The organism is Peribacillus sp. P4_B1 (assembly GCF_056402395.1).
This window is the reverse complement of the sequence record NZ_JBFUHM010000036.1, coordinates 23,984-45,590: the sequence shown is the minus strand read 5'-3', so window position 1 is coordinate 45,590 and position 21,607 is coordinate 23,984. Positions and strand designations below refer to the sequence as shown.

At 41.2% G+C, this 21,607-nt stretch carries 20 protein-coding genes; 2 read left to right on the top strand and 18 right to left on the bottom strand.

All coding sequences use genetic code 11. The annotated features are described in order from the left end of the window. Positions 1–17 precede the first annotated feature (17 nt). The 11 genes from AC1DVK_RS18850 to AC1DVK_RS18800 all read right to left on the bottom strand — a co-directional run bounded on the left by AC1DVK_RS18850 (position 18) and on the right by AC1DVK_RS18800 (position 11,274). Positions 18–806 carry an SDR family NAD(P)-dependent oxidoreductase gene (locus AC1DVK_RS18850; RefSeq protein WP_477627105.1) on the bottom strand — a complete coding sequence of 263 codons (789 nt, stop codon included), beginning with the start codon at positions 804–806 and terminating at the stop codon, positions 18–20. Between the two features lie 41 nt (positions 807–847). Continuing rightward, on the bottom strand, positions 848–1,357 hold the full coding sequence (locus AC1DVK_RS18845) for an aromatic-ring-hydroxylating dioxygenase subunit beta (protein WP_089364500.1): 510 nt from the start codon (positions 1,355–1,357) through the stop codon (positions 848–850). Between the two features lie 21 nt (positions 1,358–1,378). Further along, the gene (locus AC1DVK_RS18840) at positions 1,379–2,680 is read right to left on the bottom strand and encodes an aromatic ring-hydroxylating oxygenase subunit alpha (RefSeq protein ID WP_089364499.1); all 1,302 of its coding nucleotides are present in this window, start codon (positions 2,678–2,680) and stop codon (positions 1,379–1,381) included. Between the two features lie 39 nt (positions 2,681–2,719). Continuing rightward, positions 2,720–3,505 carry an aspartate dehydrogenase gene (gene nadX, locus AC1DVK_RS18835; RefSeq protein WP_410861600.1) on the bottom strand — a complete coding sequence of 262 codons (786 nt, stop codon included), beginning with the start codon at positions 3,503–3,505 and terminating at the stop codon, positions 2,720–2,722. A gap of 16 nt (positions 3,506–3,521) precedes the next feature. Beyond that, positions 3,522–4,967, bottom strand: a complete 1,446-nt coding sequence (locus AC1DVK_RS18830; protein ID WP_477627104.1) for an aldehyde dehydrogenase family protein — start codon at positions 4,965–4,967, stop codon at positions 3,522–3,524. A 12-nt stretch (positions 4,968–4,979) separates the two neighbouring features. After that, complete coding sequence (locus AC1DVK_RS18825; RefSeq protein WP_477627103.1) at positions 4,980–6,668, bottom strand: thiamine pyrophosphate-binding protein; 1,689 nt, start codon at positions 6,666–6,668, stop codon at positions 4,980–4,982. 30 nt (positions 6,669–6,698) lie between these two features. Beyond that, positions 6,699–7,490 carry an SDR family oxidoreductase gene (locus AC1DVK_RS18820; protein WP_089364495.1) on the bottom strand — a complete coding sequence of 264 codons (792 nt, stop codon included), beginning with the start codon at positions 7,488–7,490 and terminating at the stop codon, positions 6,699–6,701. A gap of 118 nt (positions 7,491–7,608) precedes the next feature. Beyond that, the gene (locus AC1DVK_RS18815; RefSeq protein ID WP_477627102.1) at positions 7,609–8,547 is read right to left on the bottom strand and encodes a VOC family protein; all 939 of its coding nucleotides are present in this window, start codon (positions 8,545–8,547) and stop codon (positions 7,609–7,611) included. Between the two features lie 125 nt (positions 8,548–8,672). Further along, on the bottom strand, positions 8,673–9,206 hold the full coding sequence (locus tag AC1DVK_RS18810; RefSeq protein WP_284470894.1) for a cupin domain-containing protein: 534 nt from the start codon (positions 9,204–9,206) through the stop codon (positions 8,673–8,675). Positions 9,207–9,499: 293 nt separating this feature from the next. Then, on the bottom strand, positions 9,500–10,315 hold the full coding sequence (locus AC1DVK_RS18805; RefSeq protein ID WP_089364494.1) for an IclR family transcriptional regulator: 816 nt from the start codon (positions 10,313–10,315) through the stop codon (positions 9,500–9,502). A gap of 122 nt (positions 10,316–10,437) precedes the next feature. Further along, on the bottom strand, positions 10,438–11,274 hold the full coding sequence (locus tag AC1DVK_RS18800) for an alpha/beta fold hydrolase (RefSeq protein WP_410861604.1): 837 nt from the start codon (positions 11,272–11,274) through the stop codon (positions 10,438–10,440). Positions 11,275–12,004: 730 nt separating this feature from the next. Between AC1DVK_RS18800 and AC1DVK_RS18795 the strand changes: the two genes are divergently transcribed. After that, positions 12,005–13,294: an MFS transporter gene (locus tag AC1DVK_RS18795; protein WP_410861605.1), complete on the top strand. Its 1,290-nt coding sequence runs from the start codon at positions 12,005–12,007 to the stop codon at positions 13,292–13,294. An 858-nt stretch (positions 13,295–14,152) separates the two neighbouring features. Then, complete coding sequence (gene yppF, locus AC1DVK_RS18790; protein ID WP_061463025.1) at positions 14,153–14,335, top strand: YppF family protein; 183 nt, start codon at positions 14,153–14,155, stop codon at positions 14,333–14,335. A 240-nt stretch (positions 14,336–14,575) separates the two neighbouring features. Here the strand turns inward: yppF and AC1DVK_RS18785 are convergent, their stop codons facing one another. From AC1DVK_RS18785 to AC1DVK_RS18755, 7 genes are all read right to left on the bottom strand, one after another. Further along, positions 14,576–15,901, bottom strand: coding sequence for a GntT/GntP/DsdX family permease (locus AC1DVK_RS18785; protein ID WP_477627101.1), 1,326 nt, complete (start codon positions 15,899–15,901; stop codon positions 14,576–14,578). A 57-nt stretch (positions 15,902–15,958) separates the two neighbouring features. Next, a complete protein-coding gene (locus AC1DVK_RS18780) occupies positions 15,959–16,681 on the bottom strand; it encodes a GntR family transcriptional regulator (RefSeq protein WP_089364489.1) in 723 nt (240 codons plus the stop codon). A 17-nt stretch (positions 16,682–16,698) separates the two neighbouring features. After that, positions 16,699–17,712: a sugar kinase gene (locus AC1DVK_RS18775; protein ID WP_477627100.1), complete on the bottom strand. Its 1,014-nt coding sequence runs from the start codon at positions 17,710–17,712 to the stop codon at positions 16,699–16,701. Beyond that, on the bottom strand, positions 17,705–18,460 hold the full coding sequence (gene dagF / locus AC1DVK_RS18770; protein WP_061463022.1) for a 2-dehydro-3-deoxy-phosphogluconate aldolase: 756 nt from the start codon (positions 18,458–18,460) through the stop codon (positions 17,705–17,707). The genes AC1DVK_RS18775 and dagF overlap by 8 nt, the downstream gene beginning before the upstream one ends. Next, positions 18,457–19,566 (bottom strand): DgaE family pyridoxal phosphate-dependent ammonia lyase, encoded by a 1,110-nt coding sequence (locus tag AC1DVK_RS18765; RefSeq protein ID WP_410861608.1) that lies wholly within the window; start codon positions 19,564–19,566, stop codon positions 18,457–18,459. Before AC1DVK_RS18765 ends, dagF begins: the two co-directional genes overlap by 4 nt. Further along, entirely contained in the window at positions 19,544–20,647 is a 1,104-nt protein-coding gene (locus AC1DVK_RS18760) for an amidohydrolase/deacetylase family metallohydrolase (RefSeq protein ID WP_477627099.1), read from the bottom strand. Before AC1DVK_RS18760 ends, AC1DVK_RS18765 begins: the two co-directional genes overlap by 23 nt. Positions 20,648–21,141: 494 nt before the next feature. Then, positions 21,142–21,588, bottom strand: coding sequence for a MarR family winged helix-turn-helix transcriptional regulator (locus AC1DVK_RS18755; RefSeq protein ID WP_410861610.1), 447 nt, complete (start codon positions 21,586–21,588; stop codon positions 21,142–21,144). Positions 21,589–21,607: the final 19 nt, after the last annotated feature.

The following is a 21,607-nucleotide window of genomic DNA, read 5'->3' as shown; positions in this document are numbered from 1 at the left end:
TTTATTTTGTTATAAACTCAACCCAGTCCACGAACTGACAAACCACCGTCGCTGGAAATGACTTCACCGGTAATTGCACGCGCTTCGTCCGATGCTAACAGGACATAAGCAGCTACATGATCTTCGGGCATCTGGGCAAGCTGAAGTGGATTTCTTTTCTTTATGCTGCTGGCCTTCGTATCATTATCCACGATTTTAACGAATGGACTTAGAGGAGGAATGACCGATAATGCCGTCAGTGTGCCACCAGGCGCCACAGCGTTTACCCGAATATTCGGAGCGAGTTCAAAAGCAAGTTGGCGCATTAACCCTATTTGAGCATGCTTGCTTGCTGTGTACCAAACCCCGCCGCCATCAGGATAGAAACTAGCACCGGATACAGTAAAAATAATATTGCCATTCGATTTTTGCAGTTCATCAAGAGCGGCTTTTGCACCGAAGAAAGATCCTTTAACGTTAATATCGAGCAAAAAGTCATATGCTTTGGAAAGTGCATCGGGAGTTACGTCGGCAAATTTGGCAAACCCATCAAAGACTCCAGCATTAGCAACGAAAACATCCAGCTTTCCGAATTGCCTGACAGTGGCCTGTACAGCCCTCTCATTGTCTTCATATTTGCTTACATCGCCTTGATGAACCAGAATCCCTTCACCAAATTCCTCCTTCATTTTCTTCAGCGTTTCTATTGAGCGGCCGATAATGCTGACTTTTGCTCCTTCTTGTATGAAACGTCTAGTGACAGCTTCCCCTATACCAGAGTTCCCTCCGGTAATCAACACTACTTTATCCTTTAACGCCATTGCCATTACAACCAGCCTCCTTGTTATCCTTTTTATGCTAGTAATATTTATACGAAGATAGCAAGATTCCTGGTATTTATCGTTGTTTGGTCAACGATGAATATCCGTTTGGAAAGTTTCCATTTACCCTCTTCGAATATGAATTCATCATTTCGTTCGCCCGAAATCAAATCGTGTTGAATATCCGTGCTACGGCTTCGATAGATAAGAAGATAGCTCTTGACGACTGCCTTTTCACCTTCAACAAAGTCCTTAACGCGCACGTTAGAGACAAAACGGCGTGTTCTTGATGGCGGTATTTCCGCCCATGCATAATCTGTTTTCAAACGATCCACGCGCAGTCTCAGCAGCTCAATATCATCATTGAATGTAAACATTTCCGTTGAATAATCCGGGCGTTCCACCCCTTCTTTATTAATGCGAACAGGCATTTGGTAGCGCAAGCTTGAGTGCATTAGATCGAACCAATCATCAAATTCAATATCATCCAGTAATTGTGCTTCATCATACAGCCACTGTTCAAATTCACATTTAAGCAACATTTTCTCCACATTCATTTCCATTCCCCCTCCCGCTTATCATTTCGTCATCAACTCCAGCCAGTACTTGTAAAAATTCCGTTGGCTCGCTTCTGTGAATTTATCATCGTAAGCAATGCCCGGTCCTATGAAATCAACAGGGTCACGATGAAGACCCATGGTATAATTATAGGTTAAATTCTTTAGGAAAGGCATTGGGCCCTGGGCTGCTTCAGTAATATCCGTAAACACTTCCGTATCATCCTGTTCGAAAATACCGGATGGGCTAAAGGTCAAGATAAACGAATCTCTTGATCTATCTTTCCAATCTTGGGAGGCGTTCTTTTCGACGAGCATCCAAGCGATCACTTCCATTTTATTGTGACCAATTGGCCGCCACATTCTAATTGAAGTGTTGGAGATGAACTGGTCTTTGATTTTTGTATGGGATATTAAAAATGATAAGTTGGGGAAAACGTTCCCAATCATATTCTTTAAGTTTGATAAAACTTCATATTGTTCTTCAGACAAATTACTTTTAAATTCATCTTTCAATTCTTCCGGGAAAGCGAAGTCAGGGTTAGGTGTCCCTAAGTTCAGCCCATGGCCGTTATCCATATGGATTTGAAAACCACGCTTTGAATAGGTGGCATTGGGTACCATGCCAAGTTTTGCAATGGATCCGTGTGTGACCATCGTGTGATAGGAATCACCAACAAAGTTATCGGAACCCACTTTCCAGTTGGAATTAACAACGAATCTTTGCGGGACCCCGATAACTTCCATTTCTGCGCGTCCTACGAGTATATCCAAATACCATTTAATATCTCCAAGAAACTCTTCAAGCGGCTCAGCGTCTTCATTCCAAGTTCCAAATAAAAGTCCTTTATAAGAATCAAGCTTCACTTTGTGAAGGCCCATTTCTGAGCGGTCAAGTGTGCTCCCATATATGTCCTTTTGAAGTGGTACCCCCACTAGCTCACCAGTGTTTTTAAAGTTAAATCCATGATAGGGACACGTAAATAAAGACTTGTTTCCTTTATCAGCACGGCATAGTTTCATTCCGCGATGTGTGCACATATTATAAAACGCCCTGATTTCCCCTTCACCGTCACGGGTTATGATGAGCGAATAGCCAGCCAGTTCACGGGTCAAGAAATCTCCTTTGTTGGGTACTTCAGATTCATGGCCGACAAAAACCCATGTTTTCAAAAACACTTTTTCATGTTCTATATCATAAACCTTTTGATCTCCAAGGAGGTATGCAGGTATAACGCCTTCCTCTGGTTTAACCGTTTCGTTCAAATAGTTAACAACTTGCTGTTTCGACATTTCTTCCAGGGACTTATCAGTTTTAAGCATACTTTTCTCTCCCTTCCATAAATTTGACCTCATAATTCATTATCCGATTTGAACGCTCTTTTCCTTGTTTTGCAGAGTAGCCAAAACACTTAATGCGGCTAAGTAACTCGTTTTCGGATTATTTGGCATCGGATCATTTTCCACTTCGAGTTTGAGTTTCCCGAACGAACCTGACGCTTCTATTAGATGGATGTTTTTCAGTACACTTGGATCGGCAATGATTTTCACTTTTGTCTTTTCAGATCCCAGACCAGCCAAAGCCAGCACAATCGCAACATTAATGTTTCTCGGAAACTGCTTGATCGCTTCTGCAGCCGACCCATCAAATAAAACCGTTTCTTCTTCCATTGAAGAACCTGCAGGTAATGCGTTTGGCGGTTTTCTCGTGGTGATGCAAACAGATTCAAGACCATTCACCGCTTTTGCCGATTTAAGTACATCAAGACCTCCAATCGCACCAGACGGAAGGAAAATATTCACGTTATTATTTTTGCAAATCAGGTTTGATTGTTCTTCAAAGGCAGCATTGGCCATCACGCCTATGCTGCTTAGTAAGAGATTTTTCCCGCTTTTAAGCACTTTAAATGCGTACTCTTCAGCAGCTTCAATCGTTGCAGCCTCTATGACTAAATCTACATCGGATTTAAGTAGTTCATCAACATCATTAAATGGCCGTGTCCTGAATTCTTCAGCTAGTTGAGCTGCGATTTCTTCACGGCGGGCATAAATCGAAACGATTTTCCCACCTGGAAGAAGCCCATCGTTATTTATTGCCTGAAGCAGAAATTTCCCGATATTGCCGCATCCGATTAAGCCTAACCTCATGTAGATTCATCCTTCCTCAATTAGCAAACCCGTATGAGTCCGCAAAGAATTCCAGCCCACAATGTCTTGTTTCCCGGGAAACACCACTTTCTTTTAATCCAGGGAAGTCGAGAGCCAGGTCACTGAAAACGGTATGATTATTATGGAAAACCGCACCAGCTTCGAGTCGATCTGCCATATCAATAGCTATCTCTTCATTCTCGGTCCAAACAGATGCACGCAAGCCAAACTCACTATCATTCGCTAATTTCACAGCCTCCTCAATATCATTGAATGGTAGGATGGGAATGACAGGTCCGAATTGTTCCACCCGAACCACTTCGCTCTGCTGATTGACATCAGTAATAATAGAAGGAAGCATATAATAACCTTTATCCCAAGCTTCAGGATTATGTTGAATGCCAGTGGTGATTATGTTTGCTCCCGACTTAGCTGTACGTTCGATCAAGCCATTCACAAAGTCATACTGTGCTTTATTATTCAATGGACCCATCGTTACGTCAGGCTGAATGCCATCACCAACTACCATCCGGCTAAATTCTTTGGTCAGCTTTTCAACAACCTCATCAAAACGTGATTCTTGGACGTACACTCGTTTAACAGCAGAACACACCTGGCCTGCAGCTCGTAAAATCCCCATCCTCAAACGTTTGATTGCCGCTTCATCCATAGTGGCGTCTTCCAAAATAATGGCAGGGTCATTGCCGCCGAGTTCCATATATACTTTTTGTAGATTTCCAGCTGATTTCTGCATGATATTTTTTCCGGTTTCAGTACTACCGACAAACGCCACTGTCCGGACGCGGGAATCGGAACAAAGTGTATCGCCGATTGCTTTTCCTGATCCTGAGACTATATTGATGACTCCTGGTGGAAAATGTTCAGCAACTACTTTTAAATAGGTCATTATCGTTAACGGGCAATTCGTTGCAGGTTTCACTACAACGGCATTGCCTGCCAAGACAGCAGGTATGACCCTTTTGAACGTTAATATCATTGGAGAATTCCACGGAGTTATAATTGCCGTGACGCCTCTTGCCCTTCTTCGGATTTGGACTTTTTGATTTCCTTGAAGCACTTCAGGTTTCCACCAATCAAGTAACTCTGTAGCGCAGCCCTTCATGACTTCAACACATCGTAGTAAATCCTTTTTAGCTTCAACTAGTGTTTTGCCATTTTCACGTACGAACACTGTAACATTTTCCTCGATTACTTTTGAAAGTTCTGCTGCCGCCGAGTTCATCCGGTTAGCCCGATCCCTGACATCAGAACGAGACCAACTTTCAAAAGCATATTCTGCCGCTTCAATCGCTTCATTCACGATATCCCCAGAGCATATTGCCACCTGGCCAACTACTTCCGATCTGTTTGCCGGATTTATCACATCCACTTTTTCCGGCATTTCTTTCCATTCTCCATTAACAAGGTATTTTCCTGAAACAAATGGATATGTCGAAATCATCCTCAATCCCCCCTACAGTTTTTTGGGCTTAAATGCTTCCGCAGCTCCTGGCGGTCCCCCAAATGGCTTTGCCATTGGTCCCACAGCTTCCATATCAACAACGATCATGGAAGGCTTACGTCTTTCCTTTGCCTTTTTCAATTCGGATATGAATTCATCTCCAGAACCAATCCGTACAGCATCGAAATGCATGGACTCAGCCAGTTTCACAAAATCGGGACTCAATAAATCCACGGCAACCTGCCGGCCATATGCCGCTGTTTGAATATTGCGCAGAACCCCATAACCTGAGTCATCAAACAATACGATGATAACTGGTAAGTTTTCTTCGGCGGCCGTAACCATTTCCCCGACATTCACCATAAAGCCTCCGTCTCCAGCCATAAGAACGACCGTTTTATCTTGACACCCTATTTGGGCACCGATTGCCGTTGGAAGACCTTGACCAATTCCACCCCCAGATGCGTGAATGGAGGTTCTCGGTTCATAGATTTCAAATAAACGGCTACCCCATACGTTTGCCTGCACAGTTACATCTCGAACTAAAATGGTATCGTCAGGTAATATCTCCCTCATGCCATCTAAAAATTCCGCATAAGGTCCAAGCGTTTCCCGGAGTTGAGCGCGCACTTCATTTCTAAGCGAAAGAACTTCTTGTAAGTAAGAAGGTTCCGCATTCACTGAGTTTTCTTCGAGCTTTTGAATGATGCCAGCTAGCATATCTTTTGCATCGCCAACCAAACCTAGTGTGGCTTTGTAGTTGCGGTTAATTGCCTGCCAATCTACATCTATCGCTATATGTTCTTCTGGAACCGGTACTTTCCAGTTGGATGTTTCGTTTCCCCTAAATCTTACACCTACGCTAATCAATAAATCCGCATTTCTCAAAAACTCTTTTGTAGTTTCATAGGCCGCAAAATGTCCTATGCATTGTTCATGATTTTCTGGGATCGAACCTTTTCCTGACTGACTGGTTATCACTGCTGCACCAAGGATCTCCGCCAATTTTTGCAGTTCATGCGAAGCATTGGCACTTATGACCCCACCCCCGGCCCATATCACAGGACGGCGTGCTCCAACCATTTTTTTCACGGCTTGTTCGGGAATAAATGGCTTTGAATTTGTTTCAAACGCCGAAACTCGCAGCTCCTCGAGTGAAAGATCTTCTATGATTGCCGATTGAAAGTCAATGGGAATTTCCAATGTGACCGGTCCAGTTGGTGCAGTTAAGGCTTCTTGGATCACCTTCCTTACAACCGCTGCTGATTGGGCAGGGTTTCTAAGCCTCACTGCATTTTTACAAGCACCTCTCATCATTGAAAGCTGGTCTTTACACTCATGTATGTATCCTTTGCCTGTACCAAGATAAGAAGAAGCGACCTCACCGGTAAGATGAAGAAGGGGGACACCAGCTGCCCAAGCTTCCACTAGTGAACCAGCAGCATTTCCTGCCCCTGTTCCGGTACTGGTAATCACCACACCCAATTTCCCAGTGGCGCGGGCATAGCCATCAGCCATATTGACGGCACCGCTTTCTCCGCGTGAACAAATGAGTTTAATGCTACCTTCTCTAAGAATTGCATCATAGATGGGCATATTGTGAATACTGACAATCCCGAAAGCAACGCCCACTCCTGCTTGAACCAGCTCCTTTACGATGGAATCGGCGGTCGTAAACTCTATTTCTTCTTGTATTTTCATCGCGTTTGCCTACCTTTTTTAATGATATATTTAAAGTGCCTTTCCGATCGCTCCTGCCGTCTCAATCGTCGAACCCGCTACATAACTTGCTTTGTCTGAAGCAAGGAAAACAATGACACTGGCCACTTCTTCCGCTTCCCCTACGCGGCCGAGAGGGATATTCCGTTTTTTCGCAAGTTCCCCGTAATATTCTTCCGGATCCATATCCGGCGCATTTTTCAATCTTCTTCGCTCCCATTGATCGGTCCGGATCAATCCAAGACTCACTGAATTAACCAATATATTGTCAAAGGCCAATTCCTGGGACAAGGTTTTGCTTAAATTAAGGAGACCAGCCCTTGCTGCTGCAGTCGCTACCATATGACGTTCAGGTTCTTTAGCAAGCGTTGCGTTAATATTAATAATCCGCCCCCCTCCCCTTTTCACTAAATAAGGGTGCGAAGCACGAACGGCATATATGATGGCAAAGAACTTTAATTGAATCTGTTCATCCCACTGCTCATCCGTAATGTCAAAAAAGTGACCCATGACGCTTTGACCGGCTGCATTCACCAATATATCGATCCCGCCAAACCTCTCAGCCGTACCATTAATGAAAGAATCCACATCCGATTTTGAGGTGACATCACAGGTTGATGCAAAGATATCCGCCTTCTCACCAAATGAGAGTAGTTGACTTTGTGCACTTTCCATTCGCTCTGTGCTTCTGCCGCATATAGCCACTTTCGCTCCCTCAGCTAAAAACATTTCTGCTGTTTTTAATCCTACGCCCGACGTGCCTCCCATAATGACAGCCACTTTACCTTGCAATCCTAAATCCATCTCTTCACTCCTTTAAAACCATTTTCCTTAAGCGCAGTCCTTTAAAAAACAAGAGGTTAACTTTCACTGTAACCATAACATCCAGTGCAAGAAGAAATGGAGGAAATGGACGCCCATCTCATTTCTCGGCCGTTACTGAATCATCCATAACGGAATTCACCCAGCCAGGATCGGGATCTCCTCCCATTGCTTTGCGGGCTTCCGGTTTCGGCGGCCCTGCAATCCCCCATTGATCCATTAGATGTGGTACACGTTTCCATACACGTGCCCTCCACTCCGATTCATCTTCAATCGTTTCCAGATAACATGTATACTCCATAACAAAACCGCCTGGGTCTTGGAAATAACAAAAAATATTGTCTCCAGGTCCATGACGTCCAGGTCCCCAAAGTTCTGACAGTCCCGCTTTTCGCACATTGCTTATGCCGCGCATCAGTTCATCCACTGAATCGACTTCGTATGCGATATGATTGATTGACGCATGTTCATCTTGATTAAAGGCAATGGAGTGATGCTTCCTGTTGCATCGCAGAAATGACATTTGATGCTCACTCCAATCGGTAACTTTAAAACCAAGTACATCTGTATAAAACCCAACGATCATATCTAAGTTCTTCGTATTCATTACAACATGATTCAGTTTCACTGGATCAACATTTTTCTTGTTCCAAATTGACGTTTGAACTTCAACCCAAGCCGAAAGCTCAATCACGCGGTTTTCCGGATCAATAAACCGTAATCCATAACCAGCACCTGCTTCATCCAAATAGCCAGGTGGTTCAATGATTCTAACGCCCTTCGATTGTAATATCCCCGCTGCACGATCCACTGCATTTTTATCGACCATGCCGAAAGATATATGATGCAAACCACGTTTTTCTCCCCTATGAAGGCTTAAAATATGATGTTCCGGTCCTGCACCCCGAAAATAAACCGTATTCTCCTCTTCCGGAGCATCCACCCTATCCAGTCCCCAAACCTTTTCATAAAACTCTGCTTGATCGTCGAAATTCGGAGTAATCATGCTAATATGCCGTAAATGAGTAATCCCAAGCATCCTTTATATACCTCCCATAAATTAGATTGCTTTTTAGAAGATTTGCATTGACCACATCTAACAATCTAATCGAAAAGGGCGCCTCATTAATTTCCATAATGCAGGTGCCCTTTTCGGCTAAATGATCAGTCTTTAATGATGGCTTCTCTTTCTTTTGAGCGTTGTTTCCGCAGTTCTTCCAGTTCACTGCCTTCAGGATATGTTGGCAAGTTAGGCTTCACTGCCCCTAGCATTACGAGCATGCGCGCCTCAACATCCCCGTCATTCCTAATTCCCCGATAAACCCCTGGCGGACTGCTGATGCAGTCTCTCGCACTTAGTTTAATTTCATGCACTTCGCTGTAGCTATCCTCTTGAATTAACGCCGTGACTTCACCCTCAAGAATGAAAAACACTTCTTCAACATCATCGTGAAGATGCAAAGGCCCGATACATCCCGGCGGTAGAACCATTGTACTTAGAGTGAAATGTTCACCTGCAATTACATTTGTATCGTTATTTGCAGTGGCACCTCGTCCTATATATCTCATCTGTGCACGTCTATAAGCTGGATCGATTTCTTCTTGGAACTTCAAGACATCCCAATCAAGCGTACGGTCTTTCAATCGGGCAACATATTTTTTTTCAAAATCTTTCACTGAAAAAATTTCTTTTGTCATTTTAAAAATCCTCCCTTATTTGTTGTTTCTAAATTACATTGTGTTTCATTGGCAAAACAGTGTTTCATCTATGAATTAATTCTAAAATGAAACCTTTTCATTGTCAATTAATTTTTAGAATATTTGAAACTATTTTTATAATCCAAACAATTTATTCTTTTTTCGATAACTCGGATCGATTTAACCAAATATTTCTTTTTCTTAACGCAAAAAAGTGCGGACACCCTAGATTTGGGATATCCACACTTTCGAAAGAGATTATCTTTTTTATTAGATTGGCACTAAAAGCATGTTCACACATCATCATGTTGAAACGACATAACCCCACTATACCCCATATAAAGGGATAACTGCCGAGAAACCTCCAGCAGTTTCGGCAAGGCGATTTTATCGATGAAATCTTCCTGATAAGCCGACTCTGTTGCAACGACATTCAAGGCTGCCAATACTTTTCCAGTCCGGTCAAAAATCGGAGCGGCAACAGAACGGATTCCAGGGTGGAATTCCCCGCTTGTCATCGAATAACCATTTTGCCGAATCGATTCCAACTGTTTTTGAAACTCACCCGGCGCGGTAAGTGTTTTGTCTGTATAAGGAGTGAGGTTTGAGATTTTGAACATTTGCATGAGCATTTCTTTTGGTTGATATGCCAAAAGTAATTTTCCATTGGCCAAAGCATGTGCTGGCAGCCGCAACCCTATGTTCACATTGACAGCAGATACCCCTCTGATCGGGGCACTGCCAACATAAACAACTTCCAATCCATCCAAAATGGACAGGTGGCAGGAAGCTCCGATTTCATCACGCAGGGTCTCCATATAAGGTTGGACTATTTCCTGGAATTTCAAACTATTCAAATAGCTGAAGCCCAATTCAAGAACCTTTGGTGTTAAACTATAACGTTTGGTATGCTCATCCTGAGACAGATAACCAATATTTTGTAAGGTGAATAATAAACGATATGGCACCGTTCGGCTTACTCCCAGTTGTTTTGCAATTTCTGAAAGAGACAAACTCGGCTGTAATTCATTAAAGAGCTTAATGATTTCCAACCCTCTTACCAATGAATTAGCACTATATTTCTCTTTATCTTTTTCTTCGCTTTCCATTCGAGTATTCCCCCCGTTGTATATCTCAATTCTCTAAGAGTTATAAACCATTTTAATAAGCTTTCTCACCTCAACTCTTACCTAGAAGGAACTTGCAGCATATTTACAACTTTTACTGCAAATTAAGTTGATGTATATTTTTTATGCATACTACAACTTTGCCCTACCTGTTGTCTCTGTAAAAAATCCGTAACATATTCATTGAACACTTCTGGATCTTCCTGATAACATAAATGGCCGGTATTCGGTACGATGGCAAATTCGGAATTAGGAATCAATTCATGAAAAATTCTCGATTCACTAACCGGTGTGACCTGATCCAGTTCACCGCATATGACCAAGGTCGGAACGGATATAGAAGAAAGGATTTCCATTTGGTTTAAATTTGATAAAGAGAAGGAAACAGACCGGTATCCAGCCGGGCGCACTTGCGACATGATGCGTTCTGCTTCCTTAACCAACTCAACAGAAGCATTTGGCGACATTAGCGCTTTGACCCTTTTCTTTGCCAGTTCACCCGGATTTAACGTATTGATGGAGTGCAATCTATTCTGAAGTTTCCGTTTATTTTCTTCCTGGCTAACACCAGCTGCCCCGCGAGTCGCATCAGATATAATCAGCGCCTCGACCATCTCGGGGAAACGGCTAGTAAAATCGAGTGCGATAGCCGAGCCCATCGAATGCCCGAGCAGGTATACCGATTGCAAACCAAGACTCTCAAGGAATTCTTTCAATACATCTGCAAATTGAGAAAAATCTTGAAATTCCTCTTTTGGATCGGAACTTTCACCGTAACCTGGCGCATCCCAGGCAATTACCCTAAATTCTTCATTCATCTGACAGAGCTGTTTTCTCCATGACTGAGAATTATTTCCCAAACCATGCAGGATAACAAGCGCTTTTCCTTCTCCCGATTCCAGATAATGAATCGAGAATTCTTTTAATTGGCTAATTGGCATCCTTTTCAACCTCACAATCCTTTGAATAAATAATTTAAGTGTTTATTTGTCAATTAAAGCATAATTACACATTTAAAACTATTTGGGAGGCCTAACTTAATTGGCATATTATCGAAGACATATCGATCAACAAAATATATCCAAATATGCAGGAAAGAACAATTAAAGAATTTTAATCCATAGATATTTTCCATAATAAGTATTTCATATACAAAACAATATAAATGAATTATAGATTTTCCTGATTTTAAATTCAATATCAACAAGTCAGAATTTTTAATAATTTGATATTAATTACTTCTTTTGACACAAAAGATCAAATCCACTCCCCCTTTTAAGTCCTTAATAAAGGCCATTTAGCTCATTCCCTTGTATGATTCCCCTCACAACGCAAAAAGGAATCCCATTGTAGTTCGATTTTAAACATAAAAAAACACAATGGAAGAAGTTAAAAATGACAATATATTTATTTATTCTAAAAATATTAAATTATCAAAATATTAAATTGACAATCAATTCTATTTATTTTATCGTTAATAAAGTAAAACTTTGTTTTACTTACAAAACATTACCATTCCTTATCTATCTCTCAGTATTTTAAAGAAAGGCGGGATGCAGCTCGTAAATGGGGAAATCGAAACTAGTGCCTATCTAAAGAAAAACCTTAGTCCACCTATTCTCAATGGTAAGTGTTTTTTGCAATGCTAAAAAGCGACAAGGAGATGGTATTATGTTAAATGGGCAAAAAAGATGGTTGTATATTGCCGTTCCAATTTTTTTCTTTTGGTTTTTCGGACAAATTGATAAGGTTGGCATTTCCATCATTCAAACAGATCCAGAATTCTTGAATGCACTCGGAATGACAGGCGATGACAAAAATGCAAAGATCGGTCTTCTTTCCTTTGTATTCACCATAGCTTATGGAGTTTCAAATCTTTTTTGGGGCTTCATCATTGATAAATTAGGGGCCCGAAAAACAGCCATCGCCGGATTATTCGTATGGACACTTACCATGATTGTGTCAGGTTTAGCAAATTCATATGAAATGTTTTTAATAAGCAGGATCATTCTTGGTTTTGGCGAAGGGATGATGATTCCAGTTTCCGGAAAAATGATTTCTAACTGGTTTAATAAACGCGAATTGGGGAGGGCCCAGGCATCATGGCTTACCGGAAACTATTTAGGTCCGGCAACTGGAGCCATTGTTTTGGTGCTCGTGATATCTTTACTCCACTGGCAAGCAGCTTTCTTTATGCTTGCGGCCTTCAACTTATTTATTAATATCCCGATGTTCATCTTTATGACAAGGAATACACCAGAAGAGCACCCCCGTATAAGTAAGGATGAATTGGCCTTCATTCGCCAATCGGAAGATGAAGGGAAAGAAATTGCCCATTCAGAGAAAAAGAGTTTCGCTCAGGATTATCGTTTCTGGATTGTATGGTTCGGTATGCTCGTATGCTCCTTCCTTTTTTTCGGAATCAGCATTTGGCTCCCTACCTATCTAATTGAAGCAAAAGGATTCGAAAAGGAAGGGATGTCGAGCATCACTTCGCTTTCCTGGCTATTTGCTTTAGGATTTGTCTTGGCCTGCGGCTTTCTGGCGGACAAAACCAGGCGTCCAAGTTTGATGGCCTCGATTCTATTTTCATTGACTGCTGTCTTTTTAACTGTTGCGGTCTTCATCCCCAACCCTATTATGGCCGGGCTATGTATGGGACTGGCAATGGGATGTCAAGGCGGTGTTTTCCATTTAAGTAATATGCTCATGATAAAATACTCAACACCCGAAACGGCAGGACGGGCTGCTGGTCTAATTGGATTCACGAATATTATGGGCGGCTTTTCAAGCTATATCATGGGGTGGCTTCGTGACTTGTCTGGCGGGGACTTCAGTACATCGATCGCCATGCTGATTTTTACAGCCATCTTAGGTTTGGGAGCGTATATATTCTCCATTAAAAGAGAAGCGGCAGAACTGCATTTATCACCTTTGCCTGCACAAAAGATCCAAGTATGAAGCGTAAGTTCCTTGAAATCATGACCAACATTTTTATGGACTTTATCCAACCCTTGAATTATCAAGGGTTTTTTCTTGAGCGGACTATGAGTCATGTACTATTATCCCTTCAATTACTCCATGTAGCTACTAGATAGTTCTTTTACTCTTGTCCCTCGGCATTTTTCCTTGTTCCTAGATCCAACCCTATTCTTCTGCGAATTCATGGATCTAATTTTTTCAAATATCCCAGAATCTTATTATGGCTGCCATCCACCATCCATCTTAAAAATAGCTTCACTTATTCCAACTTCCATTAGTAGTGCTTCATTCCTGGATCAATTGCTTGGATAGCCGATCTTCGGGTTATTCCTGGTCTTCCACAACTGAAGCATAAAACCATTTTATTTCCAAGAAAGTCCTGCTCAATACCACCGGCTTTATCATTTAGTCATCACTTACTAGAACAGATCGCGACCAAAAGGAGCATGCAGCAAAGTCATGCCCCCGTTCTTAATTAGCATGGATCACTAGTTCAAACTTCTTAAAATGGCGGATAACTATTAAAGTGGACCCACCCTTTACTGGTTATTATTATGAAGTACACTTGAAAACAATTCTGAGTGAACGAGCATATCCTATAATAAGCATTAAAGATTATATAACTTCATTTAGGTGTTATACAGCAAGAGTTGGAAAACAGCATTTTTAAAAAAAGCTAAAACTAGATGAGGAGAGCATAATCTAAATTCACTCTGAATGTCTTGTCCTTTTTTTGTATAAAAATGTCGATAGTTAAAATATTCAAAAAATGACAATCACTCGGTAACCCATGTTATATTGTTAATGATAAAAATACTTGTCAAGTAAGGTGAGTGCGTGAATATTGAAGTTTTAATACTCCATTATATTCAGGAAAAACGTCAAAAGCCCAATCATGCCAATGAATTATTGGATTATATTCAGAAGGAATATGTAAACGGGAAGCTGTCAATCTTTCAATATAGGAGTCTCTGTCAGGAATTATATCTTCGAGGAGCAAAACAAACATCTTCTGGATGAAAGGAACACTTCTGATACATTTTCAAATCAAGATTTGAAATTTGTTTCTGCCCTGTTGCATCGACCTATCTTTAGGGGCTAAGTCAGCTATTTTCACCCCTTTTCTTTACTAAGAAAGGCTATATCCCCATCCCATCCCGAATGTTTTCCATAAATAAAAACCTCCGTAATATGTCACCCCAAGACATATTACGGAGGTAAAGACTACTTATTCTGCAATCGCAGAATTTCCTTTGTTGACTATATGAATATATCCAAAATTAAAACCAAACCGAATGCCACGAAAGAAAGTAAGGTTTCCATGACTGTCCATGTTTTGAACGTTTCTTTTACGGTCAATCCCATATATTCTTTTACTAACCAGAAGCCGGCGTCATTAACATGGGAGAACATAAGTGAGCCTGCTCCCGTGGCAATAACGAGCAATTCTAGATTAACACCCGACATATTTGCAACGACCGGTGAAACGATCCCTGCTGCCGTGGTCAAAGCGACGGTTGCAGAACCTGTGGCAATCCGAATCAATCCGGCCACAAGGAATGCAAGAACGATCGGTGATAAAGAAATTTCTTCAGACATGGAAGCGATTGCAGTCCCTACGCCACTATCAATTAAAATTTGCTTGAACCCTCCGCCAGCACCGATAATCAGAATTATGGATGCTAATGGCAATAAGCATTCTTCCGTCAACTTTTTAATTAGCGATTTATCCATTCCCTGTCTGTAGCCCAAGAAATAGTAAGCTGCAAAACAGGAGATTAATAGGGCGATCACCGGACTGCCGATAAACAATAAGAATTTTTCAATCGAACCCGGTAGCGGCAGATAAGGCGCCACTACAGTTAAAACCATCAACAATACTGGCAAAAGGATGATGAAGAACGAAACTCCAGTCCCTGGTAATCCACTTGACTTTGTTACCACCCGAATCAATTCCGGTTCACCAACGGGTATAACCCGCTTATGAATCCATTTTGCGAAAAGAGGTCCGGCAATTACAGCAGTCGGGAAAGCGATGATCAATGAGTACAGAAGTACGTGTCCCATGTTTGCATTATAAATCCCTATAGCTGTCATGGCTCCCGGATGCGGAGGTACCAGCCCATGTACAATCGATAAACCAGCAAGTACTGGAATACCTATTAACAAGATGTTCACTTTGGTTGATTTCCGAATGGAAATGACCAAAGGCAGCAATATTACTAAACCAACCTCGAAAAATACGGGAATGCCTATGATGAAACCTGATAAAAGCATGGCCCATGGCAGGTTCTTCACGCCGAATTTATTAATGAAAAAGTCAGCAACCTGCATACCGGCTCCAGAGTCGGACATCATCTTTCCTAAGATGGTCCCTAAAGCCAATATTCCAATAAGGTGACCAAGGACCGCTCCGACACCCGTTTCATATGCTCCTACAATCTTGTCCATCGGCAGTCCAGAAAAAACCGCTAAAAATAAACTGGCCACAGTCAAACTTATGAATGCATGCCATTTCCACCATGATACCCCCAAAATAACAATTACGATTGCTATCAGCGTGATTCCTAATAAATATAGATCCATATGTTCTCCCCACCCTTAATGAAATCGCTTACAATCAAACCCATACAATAAATAGGCTTATTGTACCGGCTCGTTATATGTCACAATGTAGTTCTGTTTAGCCGTGTTGTAATACCCTTCACTGTATTCCATTACATTTCCGTCCCCATCACTGGAAATCCGAATCCTTTTTAATACTGGGCTATTGTTTTCGATTTTCAGTGTTTCGCAAATGTGATCAGGTGCGATGGCAACGGCAAACTCATCTCTGAATGTTTCAAGTTTGACGTTTTGATTTTCCAAAAATCTGTACAAAGAATTGATTTGGACCTCTTTTATCTCTTCTTGGTTTAAATTAAGTGAAACATAATGTGTAAAGTAAATATAAGGTTCATTGTCCAATAAATATATTCGTTCGATTCTTGTGCAATGGTCACCAAATAAAGAATGCAACTTAGAGCCTGAAGAAAGGTCAACATGACTTATGTTTAACACCTTTTTTAAAATGAAGTGCCCTTCCTCCACCAAAAGCTCTGTGAAACGCTTTCCTTTGGAAAGTTTGACAATCGAACCATTCGCTATGACCCTAGTGCCTTTGCCGCTTTTCTTTTCAACATAACCCTCTTGCACAAGTTCTTTGATTGCATTACGGACAGTGACCTTACTTACGTTAAATTCTTCTTCCAAAAGAGGCTCAGAGGGAATGTTTGTGTCGATGGCATAAACCCCATGTAAAATACGATCCTTCATTATTTCTTTTATCTGTAAATACATCGGTCCATTTTTTCTGTTCACATTCATTCCTAATCTCCTGCCTTTTATCTCTTAATATCTTCCATTTCACCTTCCATTGCCGAGAGTATCTCCTTTTCGGTTGCCAAAGGAGTATCTCCAACGACAGTACATGCCAGCATTCCTGAAACAGCCGCAAACCGAACTGTCTTTTCTGGGGGAAATCCCAGCAATTCGCCATGTAAAATTCCACTGGTGTAAGCATCGCCTGAACCTATTCTATCATATACGGAAAATGATAGGATATCGGAAAAGTAAAATGTTTCTTCCTTGAACATATACCCCCTCAACGTATGGCTATTATCACTGTTGATTGAACGATGTGTCCCTGCTATCGACTGAATATTGAATTTCTTTGCCACCTCAGGGATCAACTCGATTAGCTGTTCTTCCCTTGTGGAGCCTTTAGACATCATTCCTAAAATATATAGGGCGTCTTTCTCATTCATCATGACGATATCAACCAAAGAAAGCATTTCTTCATAATGAGGCTTTGCATCAGCATAACCTCCCTCCCATAAAGAGGGGCGGTAGTTGCAATCGAAACAGACTGTACCGCCTTTTTCTTTGACTTTTCTTGCCAGCACCTTCATACTCTCCCGTACATTTTCCGCCATTGCAAGCGTGATTCCGCAAAAATGGATGATATCCGTACTTTCTGCAATCATATCCATGTCATAATCGGATAAGGAGGCTGTATTAAAACTGCTTTCCAGTCGATTGGAATATGTGACACGGCTCGCCCGCTGTCCAAAACCATTTTCCAAAAAGTACATCCCCAAGTATTTGCCACCTCTAGAGATGAAGTTCCTTCCAATTCCCAATCGCTGCAAAGATGAAATCGCGGAATCCCCAAGGGGGTTATCCGGTAACTTTGTCACAAGATACCCATCATGTCCTAGCTTTGTCATCGCAGAAGCAACGTTTACTCCCGTGCCTGAAAAGGAGTATTTCAGAGTGTTGGCCTGTGATAGCAATTCATGCCCTGGTACCTGCAAACGCATCATTACTTCCCCGAATGCCACAATCCTTTTAGGCATATTTTTCAACCAATTTTTTTGTTATGGCCAATAATTTCCGTACATCCTCCCCATTCGTTTTTCCAGTCTCTTCATCGATTATGGAAGAATATACATGTGGAATGACTTTAGGCACTTTTGCTTCTAATGCGATTTCTAATATGGTCTCGAAATTATTTAAATCGATTCCACCTGTTGGTTCCAAAGCAAATCCCTCTTCACCACAAGCTTTTGCCACAGCACGATATTCATCTTCATGCTTCAGGCCTTTCATCGGGAAGTATTTCAAAGCATTTCCTCCCATATCGCGTACAAGCGCAATGGCAGCTTTGATAGGCACAATGGCAGTTTCACTTGCACCTGCACTTACTGGACCAGTGGAAATATTCACATAACCCACTTTCCCAGTTGGAGATACAAGTGAATTTATCCAGCTATCCTTCTCACCTAAATTGGCCCTTGTAGCACCAACAGCAGGAAAAACCTGGTTAATATGACTGCCTGGATAGTATTTTGCTATTTCTGCGACAACCGCTGCCTGTCTATTATCGCCCGCGCCCAATCCTATTGAAACGGCCTCATCAATGGCTTCCCCGTATTCTTTCATTGCTGTAACACCAGCTTCCACAGTTGGATAATCCTTTGAGAGTACACCAACCAATACATGGCCTTCCGCTGCTTCAAAGACTTCCACTGCATTTTCTACACTATTTGCAAGTACATTTAAGGCTACACGATCATTCAATAACCGTTTGTTTATGTTTGTCATCCTTGTTTTCCTCCTAATATGGTTCTTAATTGTGCTTCAATGACATGTATATCATCACCTTGCAATGGACGCGGATCTATATCGAAAAAGCCTTGCCGTATCCCATAATCCCGTGTATAAATGGCGATTTCCCCATTTTTGAGCTGCTCGTTCACTTCCTTCGCCGTCGTTTCCGTTATCAAAGGATCTATGGAAATGCGTGCTCTATATATGGCACGTCCGGCTTCATCCTGAACGATCGTTACTTTTACGCCATCAATCGAGTCAAGTGATGTGAGAACTTGTAAACTAGCTTTTTCTTTTTCGCTATTATCCATCTTGACAAAATACTCATCCAATGCCTGAAGCAGACCAAAGGTCGTTTCCTTTCCAACCTTCATGCTCCTGCCGATACAGTGCAATTGAACCTTTACCCATTCGATATATTTTTTTCTGCCCGCAACGATACCGGATGTGGGTCCTTCAATGGCTTTTGAACCACTATAAATGGCCAGGTCGGAGAATTGTACATATTTTTCCAAATCCTCCTCCGCTGCTGCATCGACAATCAGAGGGATATTATTCATTTTTGCCACTTCCCATGCTTCTTCGACCGATATCATATTTTTCTGGACAGCATGATGCGATTTCACATATAAAATAGCGGAAGTATTTTCATTTATGGCCTCCGCAATATGTTCTGCTTTCCCTTCATTTGCATATCCAACTTCAACCAATTTTCCGCCGCCAAGATAAATCATGGTTTCAACGGGTGCACCATACTGAACGTTATGGCCCTTCAGCATGATGATTTCATTCTTTTGAATGAGATCTTGATGAAGCCTTTCGCTTTTCCTTCTATTTCCTTCAGTAACGATCGCCGCTACTGAAAGCGCAATTCCACTTGATGCTGAGTTTACGACGACAGCTGCTTCAGAATGAAGCAAATTCGCTATATGCTGGCCTGACTTATCGACTAAATCAGAAATCTCAACATAATTTTGCCCACCTTTTTTCATCGCATCCATCACTGTGTCAGTTGGGGCAGAAACCCCCAATATGCTCATTCTTCCGCTTGCATTGATGACTCTTTTCAAACCGTATTTAGCATTCAATGAATTCTCCATTTATAACCACTCCTTTTACAACAACTCTTTTTTCTGCCATCCTTTTTTCGCCTTCGGAATCCAATAAAAGGGTCGGTTCATTCTCGATCGAGAATAAAGTCAGGTTCGCAATATCCCCAGCTGAAATCCTTCCAAGCTCTGGTTTATTCAACCATGCTGCTGCATTGACCGTAACCGCATCTATTACTTCTTTTAATGGATAACCCAGATACAAAAATTTTGTAAGCACATTTGCCATATTAAAAACTGGCCCATTCTCTCTGTTTTTCCGATATATATCCGTACTGATCGTATTGAAGCGTATTCCCCGCTTTTTCGCCATTTCTGCAGTTTTAAAAGAAAAGCTTGCCGTTCCATGACCTACATCCAAATGGACACCACGTTCAATCGCCTTACTGAACTCAGGCAGCGGTTCTTCTCTTTCATCAAATAAATTATTCGCTTTACCATTTAAGAAATGTGTAATAATGTCCTTTTCCTCAAGTAATTCAAGGACTTCTTTAATATCAGGCGGCCCTGAACCGATATGGACCATTAATGGTAAACCCGTTTCAGCCGAGAACTTCCTAGCGATTTTTAATGGCTCGACACCATTTGGACCAACTACACTTTTACTTATTCTCGCTTTAAGTCCAACGACAAAATCCCCGTACTTGGAAATTGCCTTCCTTAATTCCCCTTCGTCCAGCCATGAAATATCCGATAACTCATCAATCCTTTTCAAGCCAATCCGCGAAATATTCAGAAAGGCGAAAACATTTGTTTTGGAATTTTCACAGCTATTAACGAGATCAGATATCCTATCTGCCCCCGTGCTTCCCGCATCAATGACCGTTGTTACACCAGTTTTATATCCAATCTCATCAACCTCATCACCATAAGGATCGAATTCCGGGAATGCATGTACATGCATATCAATCCATCCGCTGGAAACAAAAACTTTGTGATCATAATCTATTATTTCATCTCCAGATGCAGTTCCGGGCAAAGCGATTTCTTTAATCATCCCATTTTCCAGTATGATATCTGCTGCATTTCCGTCTAACATCTTTACATTTTTCAGAATTAAACTACCTGTCATTTCCCTCATCCTTTTCGGTACATCCTATCGATTGCAAGTAACTTTGTAAAAGGGTGCTCAATTGTGAGAATTCATTTAATTTTCTTACAGGAATAGATTATCACATTTCAATAAACTAATCAATATAACGTTATAATGTTTAATTTCACTTTTTTTAAAAAATCATTCATTATTTATCCATTGCAAATCTACTTATATAGAGTGATCAATTAAGGGGATGCCCAATAAGTCTTTAAAATTAAAACGAATTGTCACAAAGTAAATGAATGCCCGCTATTTTTTCCTGAAGAAGATCTTATTTTCAATGCTGTCATTTTATAAACTCAAAAGAAACTCTCAAAAATTAATTGATTATTCAGATAATTAACTGCCTAAAAGCAGTGAAGCTATACTGAATTTCACTGCTTTAATACGTATTTTTCAAAAAGACCAAAATGAAAATTAATATAGTGCCTTTCTTTCTATATATAATGGAACCTGTACATGCCAGGAAACTATATTTTATTCTCTATGCGAGAAGTCACGTGTTCGGTCAGTTTTCCCACAATTTGTTTAAGCCGTTCCGTTTCCTCTTCACTTAAGACGCTATAAAAGTCACGAAAGATTTTGGCGAAACACTTATTGATGGAATGATAGGTTTTCCTTCCACTTTCAGTTGATTGGATAAAAACGACCCGCCGATCATCCTCACTGTGTACCCTCTCAATCAATTTCTTCCGTTCGAGCCGGTCAATTAGCGCAGTTCCTGCTGCAGGTTTGATCTTCAAATGATTCGAAACATATTTAACGGCCATGGATTCATTGAAGACTATTAATTGCAATGCCCGATACTGTACTGAGGTTAAATCATATTTAACCAATAACGGTTCCACCAATTCCTGTGAGAGACTGCTTAGTTCTTTGATTTCTATATGTAAATTGTACAATTCACCTGAATGCATGTTTGACAATCCTTTCTTA